Genomic DNA, 11,711 nt, shown 5'->3' on the forward strand with positions numbered 1-11,711 from the left:
GCAGGGCCCGCGTATTGGTTCAAAAAGCGTGGGCTCAGGCCGGGGCTTCGCCCTTGTTGACTGCATCGGCGGCGGCGGCACCGACGGCTGCTTTTTGCTCTTCGGAGAGGTTCTCGTTCTCTTCCAATCCCGGAATGGCAACCCGAACTTCCCGGCGCGCAAAATCGATGCCGTTGGCATTGAATTCCGCCTTCACGCGATTGAAAATCTCTTTGCGGAGCGTGAACTGTTTGCCCGGTTTGGCCATGAACTTGCCCCGGATAATCATGCCGACATCGTCGAAGTCGAATACACCTTGAGATTTGAACGGTTGCAGGAAGCCGTCCTTGTGGGTCTCGTCCTGCATCATCTCGGCCCCGATCTTCTTGAAGATTTTCTTGACCTTGTTGGGATCGGTATCAAACGGCACGGTAAATTTCAGCTTCATGATGACCCAGTCGCGGCTGAAATTGGTCAGCTTTTGTATCTCACCATAAGGGATCGTGTGAACGGGTCCGCGGTGGTGGCGCAACTGCATGGAGCGGATCGAGATTTTTTCGACAGTACCCATGGTGCCGCCCACATCGACATATTCACCAACGCGGAAGGCATCGTCGATCAGGAAGAAGATACCGCCGACGATATCAGCCACCAGTTTCTGTGCGCCAAAGCCGATGGCCAGACCCAGAACACCGGCACCAGCCAGCAAGGGCGTGATGTTGATGCCCAGCGCCCCAAGGGCAAGCAGGCCGAAGATTACCGCGATGGTGATCTGCGCTGTGATGCGCAGCAGCGGCAGGACAGTCGCAAGACGCGAACCACCCGCGCCGCCGCCTTCGCCACCGGCTTCTTCGTCTAGCGCCTCGGCTGCGGTCTGTTCCTTAGCCAAGCGACGGTTGATCCAAAGAGAAACGACCTCGTTCAAGATATAGCCAATGGCGATGATCAGCAGGAACTCGATCACGGCACCGCCCACTTCGGCACTGACGCCGGCCGAGGCCACATCGCGCAGGTCCAGATGCCAGGCGTTCGCGATCATGAAGACAACGAAAAGGCCCGCAATAACGCGACCGATGCGAATATAGCTGCGCTTGGCCGAGCGATGCGCCCGTTCGGCCAGCGGCCCTTCACCCGACATCGGCGGTTGAAGATGCCGTACCAAGCCCCGAATCAATGTATCAAGTGCGGGCGCGATCAGCAGCCAGAACATAGTGGTGAAATGCGCCCCGTTGACCAGAACACGCATGACAGCGGGGTCACGCTGCGCCACAAGGAATTCGACCAGCAACCAGATCGCTACCGAGACCCCAATTGCGAAATAGGGGTAATAGTGCGAAACTTCTTCGTCGAATTTGGTGTGATCGGGGTCTGTACCCAACATCATCTGGGACAGGCCCTCGCGCGCAGTCCAAGCGATCAGGCCGATATAGATGTGGATCGCGGCGTTCAGCCAGAATCCGATGCGCGTATCGTCTGATGTTATGTCATTCAAGCCATTGAAGCGCAGGATGAACAGGGTAAAGCCGATCAAGATGAGCAGGCCAATCAGATTGCGATGCAGGTATTTTGCCCAGTGATCATCAATGTTGACGAGCCGGAACTGCGGTTTTTGCGGTGCCAGAACAAAGCGCGAGACAGCGGCCCCAAGACGCGGCACCCAGATCAGGTAGAACACAAAGGGTCCGGCATAGATGATCTGCTCGGGCGTCAACACGCCGCGACCGAATGCACGGACGACCACATAAAATACGATTAGTCCCGCTATTTCCCTGCAGAACCTTCGAAACAGGTAGCGGGCAGCGCCCCATAGATCGGCCTCGTCCGCGACCTCTGTCGCCTCGTGCCAATGACGGGTCAGGAAGATAAACAGTTTTTCAGCGACATAGCCAACCAGAAGGACGGACAAGACGAGCCCTAAAAGAGTGAAAACCCCGGTCGTGCCGAACGTATCAGCGAAATTGCCGAACGCTGTGATCTGCGCCGTTACAATCCTAGGAAGTGTTGTAAGAACATGAGTCCAGGACGAAACCATCTCGGCCCAGATTTCGTTGATTTCGGTCAGTGGGTCTTCGACATTGGCTTTTTCAGCGGCTTTTTGTTCGGCCACGGCATCCAGCCGCTCCAGAAGAATCGCGCGCACCTGATCGTCAGACATACGCGCAACAAGATCGTCGACCTGTTCAGGTGTCAGATCCTCGGGAATTGTGACCGATGACGCGCTGGTATCCTGCGCAAAAACGGGAACCGCCAGAGAAAGCGCGGCGACCATCGCCAGCGCCAGGCGAAGTGGGTGAAGCATGAATGAGCCCTCGAACACGAATTATTTAGCTTTTTCGGGATCATATGCGGTTGGAGGAATTTTTCCCAGTAGTTTTGCGGGGGCGACAAGGGTGGAAGCCAAAAAAAAGGCCGAGCACTAAGCTCGGCCATAGTCCAACAGGGAGGTATGAAGATGATGAGCGTTGCAGCATCATCGCCTTCATGTGCTCATTTAGGGATCACTTTATGAACGATCAAGATGTTTCAGACTGATCAAAGGTCATGTCCGCTATGACCTTGGTGCATAGCTAGAGTTTTCCCATCTGCTTCAACTGTTTGCGCTGCGCGATGATTTCGTCCTGCACGAAGTCGCGGAAAGCGGCGACACGCTTGGAATGGCGCAGTTCTTCGGGGTAGGCCAGATAAACGGGGACATCTGCAGTTTCGATATCGGTGAGCAGGGGTACCAGATGCGGAAAATCCTGGGTTACGTAGTCCGGCAAGACGCCGATGCCAAGGTTGTGAAGCACGCCTTGCAGCACGCCGAAATAGTTGTTCACTGACAACAGGGACCTGGGGTTATAGGTCATCAGGTGCCGTACCATGGCAGCACTTGCCCCAACTTGTGGCGCAGATGGCGTCTGGCTGATCAGCCGGTGGTCCGCGATTTCCTCCAACTCCTCAGGGGCGCCGTTTTCCTCTAGATATTCTTGCGTGGCGTAAAGTTGCATCTGAACGGTCATCAGGCGTTTGCGTACTAGATCAGCCTGGCTGGGCTCTTTCATGCGGATGGCGACGTCTGCTTCACGCATGGGCAAGTCCAGAACCCGCTCCTCTAGCATCAAGTCAATGTTAAGGTCCGGGTATTGTTCGTAAAGCTTCGGTAGGCGCGGTGCGAGCCAGAGCGTGCCAAAGCCGAACGTTGTGGTGACGCGCAGAACGCCGAACACTTCTTCTTCACTGTCACGGATACGCGCGGCGGCGGCATCCAGACGTTTAGACATGGCCGAGGTGGCGTCGAACAGCAACTCGCCCTGTTCGGTCAGGATCAGTCCGCGTGCGTGGCGGTGGAAAAGAGTCGAATCAAGCGATTCCTCCAGCGCCCGAATTTGGCGGCTGACGGCGGATTGCGACAAATTCAGCTTGTCGCCCGCATGAGTCAGGCTGCCTGCATCGGCCACCGCGTGAAATATCCTAAGCTTGTCCCAATCCATCGCCGCAACTTTCGTTATCTTTTGGAAGCCCTATATGAAATAGGTAACAAGTTCTACATTCAAACTGTGATTTTGGCAGGATTACAGAGGGTAAACCCTATACAGGTCAGAAATTGTGACCTAAAATGCGAGGGAAATACGCACACTGATCTGACGAGGGGAGACGTCTGATGAGCCAGCCACAGATATCGCTGAACGACCGGTTTGATATTGAGAAGAACCCCGTCCTTTTGAACGGCACACAGGCGCTTGTGCGGTTGATGCTGTTGCAGAAGGAACGTGACCGCCAGGCAGGTTTGAATACTGCAGGTCTGGTCACAGGGTATCGGGGCTCTCCGTTGGGTGCGGTCGATCAGCAGATGATGCGGGCGCAAAAGCATCTGGCTGAAAGCGATGTCACCTTCCAATTCGGCCTGAACGAAGATCTTGCTGCCACCGCGCTCTGGGGCAGTCAGCAGGCAGGTCTGCGGGGTGATGGCAAGTTCGATGGCGTGTTCGGCCTGTGGTACGGCAAAGGCCCCGGCGTTGATCGTTCGGGCGACGTGATGCGCCATGCCAACATGGCGGGAACGGCGGAACATGGCGGTGTCCTTGTTGCGATGGGCGACGATCACACCGGCGAAAGCTCGACCGTGCTGCACCAGTCCGAGTGGGCGTTGGTGGATATGTATATGCCTATTGTCAGCCCGGCGGGTGTTCAGGAAATCCTCGATTACGGCATCTACGGATATGCGCTCAGCCGGTTTGCGGGCGTGTGGGTCGGGTTGAAGACGATGAAGGACACGATCGAAGTGACCTCGGTCGTCGATGGCAGCCCGGATCGGATCAAAGTGGTCACGCCGCAATTCGACATGCCCCAAGGCGGCTTGAACATCCGTCTTGGCGACACGCCGCACCTGCAAGAGGCGCGGATCATCGACGCCAAAAGGTTCGCGGCTGAGACGTTCTCGCACGCCAACAAGATGGACAAGCGCGTCTGGGGCAAACCCGGTGCCAAGATCGGTTTCGTCGCGGCGGGCAAGAACTGGCTGGATCTGGTCCATGCTCTGTCGCTGCTCAATATCGACGAGGCTGAGGCCGAACGGCTGGGGATCACAACCTACAAAGTGGGCCAGACCTTCCCGCTGGATATGGCGGGTTTTCATGACTGGGCCGAAGGGCTGGACCTGATCGTCATCGTCGAAGAAAAACGCAAGCTGATAGAGGTTCAGGTCAAGGAAGCCATCTTCGACGACCGTCGCGGGCGGCGCGTGTATGGGTGGTACAAAGGTGGTGCAGGGACCCTACACCGGGAAGAGCTGTTCCCGACCCGCGGTGCCCTTGATCCGATTATGATCGCGGAAAAGCTGGGCGATATCCTGATCGAAGAGGGGCGCGAAACCGACGGTGTGCGTGCAGGGCTTGCCAAACTGGCCGAGTCGCGCCGGGCCGACAATGCCGAAGAGATCGCGACGCGTTTGCCCTATTTCTGCTCGGGATGTCCGCATAACAGCTCGACCAAGGTGCCCGACGGCAGCCGTGCTTATGCAGGCATAGGGTGTCACTACATGGTTCAATGGATGGACCGAAATACCTCGGGCTTTACCCAGATGGGGGGTGAAGGCGCGAACTGGATTGGCGAGGCTCCATTCTCGACCACACCGCACGTCTTTCAGAACCTCGGCGACGGGACCTATAACCACTCGGGCGTGCAGGCCATCCGGGCGGCGCTTTCGGCGGGGACGAACATTACCTTCAAGATCCTGTTCAATGATGCCGTTGCCATGACAGGTGGACAGGGCAATGAGGGCGATTTGACCGCCGAACGCATCGTGGCCGAGGTCAAGGCGATGGGCGTACAGCACGTGGCTTTGGTCTATGACGAAAAGGAAGATGTGAATTTCAAGGCGCTGCCATCGGGGGTAGATACGTTCGAACGCGCCGAACTAATGCAGGTTCAGGAAAAATTCCGCGAGATCGAGGGCGTCTCGGTCATTGTCTACGTGCAGACCTGCGCTGCTGAAAAACGTCGCCGTCGCAAGCGCGGAACGTTCCCGGACCCGGATAAACGTGTCTTCATCAACACTGACATCTGTGAAGGCTGCGGCGATTGTGGGGTTCAATCCAACTGCGTCTCGATCGTTCCGAAAGAGACCGAGCTGGGCCGGAAGCGCGCGATTGATCAATCCAGTTGCAACAAGGATTTTTCCTGTGTGAACGGGTTCTGCCCGTCTTTCATCACGTTGGAAGGTGCGAAGATCCGTAAGGAGGCCACCACCGAAATCGACTTGCCGGATTTGCCAATGCCCGATCTGCCAGAGATCAATGGCACGCACAACGTGGTGATTACCGGAATTGGCGGGACCGGCGTGGTGACGCTGGGCGCGGTATTGGCGCAGGCGGCGCAGATCGACGGCAAAGGTGCGGGCATGATGGAAATGGCTGGCCTGGCGCAAAAAGGCGGCGCGGTGCATATCCACTGTCGTCTGGCCAATCGCCCCGAAGATATCAGCGCCATCCGCGTGGCCACCGGCGAGGCACATGCGCTGATTGGTGGCGATCTTGTCGTGTCCGCAGGGGCAAAGACCCTGGGCCTGACCCGTGCAGGCCAGACCGGTGCCGTGGTCAACAACCATGAAACGGTGACAGGTGATTTTACGCGTGACACCGCCTTCCGTATCCCTGGCGAACGTTTGGAACTGGCACTGGAAGCGCGGCTGAAAGAGGATGTCTCCCTTTTCGACGCGACCGCATTGGCGCGCGCCGTGATGGGGGATTCGATCTATTCCAACATGATGGTCTTTGGGGCCGCGTGGCAGCGTGGATTACTCCCGGTCAGCCATTCGGCCATAGAACAGGCTATCGAATTGAATGGCACTGCAGTGGAACGCAATAAGCGCGCCTTTGATATCGGCCGCTGGGCGGTTCTGCACCCGCAGCAGGTCGCCGATATCCTGAAACCGAACGTCGCTGAACTGCCCAAAACGCTGGATCAGATCATTGATTTCCGTGCTAACCACCTGACCGATTACCAAAGCGCGCGTCTGGCCAAAAAGTATCGCAAAATGGTCGATGCCTTCGAGGATACCGATATCCGCGAGGCCGTGGCGCGGGGCTATCACAAACTTATGTCCTACAAGGATGAATACGAGGTCGCGCGTCTGCTGCTGACCAGTCGCGAAAAAGCCACAGCCGAGTTTGATGGCGATTTTCAAATGACCCTGCATCTGGCCCCGCCCATTCTTGGCAGCAAGGGGCCGAATGGTCGCCCGAAAAAACGAACCTATGGCGAATGGATGCTGGGTCCGCTCAAGCTTTTGTCCAAGTTGAAAGTCTTGCGAGCGACGCCTCTGGACATTTTTAGCTACAGCTCCGAACGTCGGATGGAGCGCGCCCTGATCAAACAATATGAGCGTGATCTCAAAGAGATCACTCCGCTGATCAACGCTCAGACACGGGACGCGGTGATCGCACTGGCGCGTCTGCCGCTGGACATTCGTGGCTTTGGTCCGGTCTTGAAGGAAAGCGAAGCCAAGGCCGCCAAGCGGCGCGAAGAACTGTTGTCTGTCATTCGCAGCGGTGGGCCCGATTTGCGCGCGGCGGCGGAATAGATCGTCACATCCCTGTCACGATCTCTAGGCAAACCTGTGGGCTGCACCTAAGTTGCAGGCCACAGAACCTCGGAGACCGCAATGCCTTCGCCCCGCCATGTCGCTCGTGACATTTCCTATGCTTATTCCGCCGAAACCAAAGGCGGTCGCATGGTCATCAAGTTGATGGAAAACACGACGGGTCGGATGCGCCTGATCAAACGCGCGGACGGCTATGAACAAGAGGTCGCGCAGGGCCGCGATTTTTGGACGGTCATGGTGGACCGTTATGGCCTTTCTCTGGATGTGGTGGGCGGATCGCTCGCGAATATCCCCAATACCGGCCCACTGATCCTGATTGCCAACCACCCCTATGGCATACTTGATGGGATGATGATGGGACATATTCTGTCGCAAACGCGCGGCGATTTTCGCATTCTGGCCAACAGCGTGTTCCGCAAGGCCGAAGACTTGAACCGGGTCGTGTTGCCTGTGTCATTTGACGAGACCAAAGAAGCGATGAAGCTGAACTTGCAAACTCGCAAAACGGCCCTGAACTATCTGGGTGACGGTGGCGCGATTGGGATTTTCCCCGGCGGTACGGTCAGCACCGGGGTTAAGCCGTTCTCATACCCGATGGATCCGGGCTGGCGCGGCTTTACTGCACGAATGGTCGCTAAATCGAACGCAACAGTGGTGCCGGTCTTCTTTGACGGTCACACCTCGCGTCTGTTTCAGATCGCCAGCCATCTGCACAGCACTTTGCGCATGGGTTTGCTGATCAAAGAGTTCAAAAAACGTGTCGACACTCCGGTCAAAGTGGCGATCGGGGAGCCGATCAGCCGCGACGTTCTGGACCCTCTGGCCGGGGACACACGCAAGATGATGGATTTCCTGCGCAAAGCCACGTATGAGCTGTCCCCGAAGCCGTTGAAGTCTTATGACTACGGCTATGAGTTTGAGGAACGGCATCGCGCCTGAAGGGGCAAATGGCAGTAGGTATTTTTGATTCTGGTTTGGGCGGGTTGACCGTTCTGGACGCCGCGCAGAAACGTCTGCCGGAAGTGGATTTCCTGTATTACGCAGACAGTGCGCACGCGCCTTATGGCGTGCGAGATGCGGAAAACATTTATGACCTGACCCGCGGGGCGGTGAACGCGTTGTGGGACCGCGGCTGTGATCTGGTGATCCTGGCCTGCAACACCGCCAGCGCCGCTGCGCTGCGCCGAATGCAAGAAGAAGGCGTGCCCGAGGGCAAGCGCGTGCTGGGTGTCTTTGTACCGCTGATCGAGGCTTTGACCGAGCGGCAATGGGGCGACAACAGCCCTCCGCGTGAGGTTGCCGTAAAACATGTGGCGCTGTTTGCGACGCCCGCGACTGTCTCTAGCCGTGCATTTCAGCGCGAACTGGCCTTTCGCGCCATTGGCGTGGATGTTGAGGCCCAGGCCTGTGGCGGCGTGGTCGATGCCATCGAGGACGGCGACATGATTCTGGCCGAAGCCCTGGTACGCAGCCATGTCGATGCTCTCAAACGCAAGATGCCTGATCCGCAGGCCGCGATTTTGGGCTGCACCCACTACCCGCTTATGGCCGAGACCTTCCAGGCGGCTCTTGGTCCGAATGTGCAGGTGTTTAGCCAAGGTGATCTGGTGGCCGAAAGCCTAGCGGATTACCTAGCCCGGCATCCAAACATGCTGGGCAAGGGCGAGGCTGGGTTTCTGACCACCGGCAAGCCCGCCTTCGTCAGTGACCGGGCAACGCAGTTCCTGCGACGACAAATCTCCTTCGAGGCTGTCTGACTTAGGTCAAGGACGCCAAGCGGACGAATCCGTAAACCAAGGCCGGCGCATCGGCGGTCGTGATATGTGACATATGAATAGAAGAGGTCTGACATGACCCATAAAATCGCAATTCTGGGCGCTTCCGGCTACACCGGTGCCGAACTCGTGCGCCTGATCGCCGAGCATCCGAATATGGAGATCACTGCGCTGGCCGCCGAGCGTAAGGCGGGCCAGTCCATGGCGCAGGTCTTTCCGCATCTGCGCCATATGGATCTGCCGGACCTGTGCAAGATAGCCGAGATTGACTTTTCGCAGATCGACCTGTGTTTCTGCGCCTTGCCGCACAAAACCAGCCAAGAGGTCATCCGCGATCTGCCCAAAGATCTCAAAATCATTGACCTTTCCGCCGATTTCCGCCTGCGCGACCCGGAAGAGTATGAGAAATGGTACGGCAACCCGCATGCCGCTTTGGCGCAGCAGGACGAAGCCGTCTATGGCCTGACCGAGTTTTATCGCGATGATATCCGCGATGCGCGTCTGGTGGCGGGTACCGGCTGCAACGCGGCTACAGGGCAATATGTGCTGCGCCCGCTGATCTCGGCCGGGGTGATTGATCTGGATGACATCATTCTGGACCTCAAATGCGCGGTGTCCGGCGCGGGGCGGTCGCTCAAGGAAAATCTGCTGCATGCCGAACTCAGCGAAGGGTACAACGCCTATGCCGTGGGTGGCACGCACCGGCATCTGGGTGAGTTCGATCAGGAATTCTCGGCCCTGGCAGGACGTCTGGTCCATGTGCAGTTCACACCGCATCTGGTCCCGGCCAACCGGGGCATTCTGGCGACCACTTACGTGAAAGGTGATCCGGCCAGCGTGTATGAAACGCTGGCCAAAACCTACGAACAGGAACCTTTCATCCAGATGCTGCCCTTTGGCGAGACCCCGTCGACCCATCATGTGCGGGGCTCGAACTTTTGCCATATCGGCGTGGTGGGCGACCGGATCGAACGTCGCGCCATTGTGATCGGCGCGCTGGATAACCTGACAAAAGGTAGCAGTGGCCAAGCCTTGCAGAATGCGAACCTGATGTTAGGTGAAACTGAAACCCTTGGCCTGATGATGGCCCCTCTATTCCCGTGAGGATATCATGAAGTCTCTCAAGAAACGTCGTCGCGTACAAATCATTCTGCTGGCTGTGGTGGCCTTGGTGTCATCGACGGCGTTGATTGGGTGGGCTTTGCAGGATGGAATCAACTTTTTCCGGTCCCCCAGCGAAGTAATCGCCGAGCCACCCAAACCGACGGAGGTGTTTCGCATCGGCGGGTTGGTCGAAGAAGGCTCAATCGTGCGGGGGCAGGGTGAGACTGTGACCTTTGTCGTCACAGATGGCGGCGAAAGTGTACCGGTGGCCTTTACCGGTGTCCTGCCTGATCTGTTTACCGAAAATCAGGGAATGGTGGGCACAGGCAGCTACGTGAATGGCGTGTTCGAAGCCACTGAAATACTTGCAAAGCATGATGAGACATACATGCCAAAAGAGGTGGTGGATGCGCTCAAGGAACAAGGCGTCTACAAAGAAGGCAGCGATAGCTGAACTCTGCTCAGAACTGAGTAAACGGGCGTTGCGGGGATGAACCCTGCAGCGCCCTTTGTCATTGTCTTGAATTAATTGTTCTCTGCCAGCGTTCTCGGCAATCAGATGCGGAGGATGCCATGCAAACGGTTCGGGATATCGCCACGCAGATCGTGGCGCGCGAGGGTGGGTTCGTGAACGACCCGGACGACCCCGGCAGCGCGACCAAATACGGCGTCACAATCCATACGATGCGGCGTTTGGGGCTGGATCTGAACGCGGACGGTCAAGTGACGACAGAGGATGTCAGGCTGCTCAGCCTATCGCGAGCCGTCGAGATTTTCGTCACGCATTATTTCGACCGTCCCCGTCTGGCCTTGCTGCCAGAGGGTCTTCAGGCGTCAGTTTTCGACATGTATGTGAATACCGGCGCGCAGGCCGTGAAACTCCTGCAACACTTGCTGCGCGATATGGGGTTTGCGGTGGCGGTTGATGGGGTCATCGGGCCGCAAACCGCGCAGGCCAGCCTCAAGGCGGCCGAAAGGAGCCCAACGGCCTTGGCCGATGCATACGGGATTGCGCGCCGGAACTATTACTTTCGACTGGCCGACCGTCGCCCTGCGTCCCGAAAATACGCGCGAACGCGGGCCGGGGGGAAGGGCGGGTGGATACGCCGGGCGGAAGAGTTCATTTCGGCCCGCTATCACCTGAACGAACGCGAATTTCAGCAAAGGGTTGCGCAATGGGATTGATCTCGGATGTCTTGACGTTTCTGTTCGGAGGAGGGCGCAACGTGGTGCGTGAAACCGCTGAGGTATTCCGCGAGAATGCCGAAAACCGCGCTGTCCGGGATGCGACGGTTCAAAGCCAAACGCTTGCGCAGTTTGGGGCCGAGTTTCAGATGCCGCAGAAAGGCGCCTATGACCGGTTCATCGACGGGTTAAACCGCCTGCCGCGCCCCGCGCTGGCGCTGGGAACGATGGGGTTGTTTGTGGCTGCCATGATCGACCCGCTGTGGTTTGCCGCCCGAATGCAGGGAATCGCCTTGGTGCCCGAGCCGCTTTGGTGGCTTTTGGGGGTCATCGTGTCGTTTTATTTCGGTGCACGACATCAGGCCAAGGCACAGGATTTGCAGCGGGAAATCTCAGCCACAGTCCTGCGCGCACCCCAGGTTGCCGAAAACATCGAGACCCTGAATGCGCTACGTCACACCAGCATGGGTCGGGCGGATCCTGGCCCTGACGCAGAACTGTCCGAGACGATCTTGACCCCGGACCAGAACCCGGCACTTGAAGAGTGGCGCCGCGCGAAAACAGCCTGACCCGCGACACTATGT

The 11,711-nt window shown here is 57.6% G+C and carries 9 protein-coding genes; 7 read left to right on the forward strand and 2 right to left on the reverse strand.

Annotated elements, in window-relative coordinates:
- Nucleotides 1-34: 34 nt before the first annotated feature.
- Together AC2FJ6_RS00140 and AC2FJ6_RS00145 are read right to left on the reverse strand one after the other, a co-directional pair.
- On the reverse strand, nt 35-2,278 hold the full coding sequence (locus tag AC2FJ6_RS00140) for a mechanosensitive ion channel family protein (RefSeq protein ID WP_170769658.1): 2,244 nt from the start codon (nt 2,276-2,278) through the stop codon (nt 35-37).
- Nucleotides 2,279-2,546: 268 nt separating this feature from the next.
- A complete protein-coding gene (locus AC2FJ6_RS00145; RefSeq protein ID WP_170769659.1) occupies nt 2,547-3,452 on the reverse strand; it encodes a LysR family transcriptional regulator in 906 nt (301 codons plus the stop codon).
- A gap of 170 nt (nt 3,453-3,622) precedes the next feature.
- On the opposite strand from AC2FJ6_RS00145, the gene AC2FJ6_RS00150 reads away from it, so the two are divergent.
- From AC2FJ6_RS00150 to AC2FJ6_RS00180, 7 genes are all read left to right on the forward strand, one after another.
- Nucleotides 3,623-7,042 (forward strand): indolepyruvate ferredoxin oxidoreductase family protein, encoded by a 3,420-nt coding sequence (locus tag AC2FJ6_RS00150; RefSeq protein ID WP_170769660.1) that lies wholly within the window; start codon nt 3,623-3,625, stop codon nt 7,040-7,042.
- Between the two features lie 81 nt (nt 7,043-7,123).
- Nucleotides 7,124-8,002, forward strand: a complete 879-nt coding sequence (locus tag AC2FJ6_RS00155) for a lysophospholipid acyltransferase family protein (RefSeq protein WP_170769661.1) — start codon at nt 7,124-7,126, stop codon at nt 8,000-8,002.
- Between the two features lie 8 nt (nt 8,003-8,010).
- A complete protein-coding gene (murI, locus tag AC2FJ6_RS00160; protein ID WP_170769662.1) occupies nt 8,011-8,820 on the forward strand; it encodes a glutamate racemase in 810 nt (269 codons plus the stop codon).
- A gap of 93 nt (nt 8,821-8,913) precedes the next feature.
- A complete protein-coding gene (gene argC, locus AC2FJ6_RS00165) occupies nt 8,914-9,942 on the forward strand; it encodes an N-acetyl-gamma-glutamyl-phosphate reductase (RefSeq protein ID WP_170769663.1) in 1,029 nt (342 codons plus the stop codon).
- Nucleotides 9,943-9,949: 7 nt separating this feature from the next.
- Entirely contained in the window at nt 9,950-10,396 is a 447-nt protein-coding gene (gene ccmE, locus AC2FJ6_RS00170; protein WP_170769664.1) for a cytochrome c maturation protein CcmE, read from the forward strand.
- A gap of 119 nt (nt 10,397-10,515) precedes the next feature.
- On the forward strand, nt 10,516-11,127 hold the full coding sequence (locus AC2FJ6_RS00175) for a holin-associated N-acetylmuramidase (RefSeq protein WP_170769665.1): 612 nt from the start codon (nt 10,516-10,518) through the stop codon (nt 11,125-11,127).
- Nucleotides 11,118-11,696: a holin family protein gene (locus AC2FJ6_RS00180; RefSeq protein WP_170786664.1), complete on the forward strand. Its 579-nt coding sequence runs from the start codon at nt 11,118-11,120 to the stop codon at nt 11,694-11,696. Before AC2FJ6_RS00175 ends, AC2FJ6_RS00180 begins: the two co-directional genes overlap by 10 nt.
- Nucleotides 11,697-11,711 lie beyond the last annotated feature (15 nt).

The organism is Ruegeria sp. CDSA089, from assembly GCF_059612205.1.

Bases quoted from the DNA above. Each gene is read 5' to 3' on its own strand.
- AC2FJ6_RS00140 (WP_170769658.1), bottom strand. From the start codon at position 2,278: ATGCTTCACCCACTTCGCCTGGCGCTGGCGATGGTCGCCGCGCTTTCT.
- AC2FJ6_RS00145 (WP_170769659.1), bottom strand. From the start codon at position 3,452: ATGGATTGGGACAAGCTTAGGATATTTCACGCGGTGGCCGATGCAGGC.
- AC2FJ6_RS00150 (WP_170769660.1), top strand. From the start codon at position 3,623: ATGAGCCAGCCACAGATATCGCTGAACGACCGGTTTGATATTGAGAAG.
- AC2FJ6_RS00155 (WP_170769661.1), top strand. From the start codon at position 7,124: ATGCCTTCGCCCCGCCATGTCGCTCGTGACATTTCCTATGCTTATTCC.
- murI (WP_170769662.1), top strand. From the start codon at position 8,011: ATGGCAGTAGGTATTTTTGATTCTGGTTTGGGCGGGTTGACCGTTCTG.
- argC (WP_170769663.1), top strand. From the start codon at position 8,914: ATGACCCATAAAATCGCAATTCTGGGCGCTTCCGGCTACACCGGTGCC.
- ccmE (WP_170769664.1), top strand. From the start codon at position 9,950: ATGAAGTCTCTCAAGAAACGTCGTCGCGTACAAATCATTCTGCTGGCT.
- AC2FJ6_RS00175 (WP_170769665.1), top strand. From the start codon at position 10,516: ATGCAAACGGTTCGGGATATCGCCACGCAGATCGTGGCGCGCGAGGGT.
- AC2FJ6_RS00180 (WP_170786664.1), top strand. From the start codon at position 11,118: ATGGGATTGATCTCGGATGTCTTGACGTTTCTGTTCGGAGGAGGGCGC.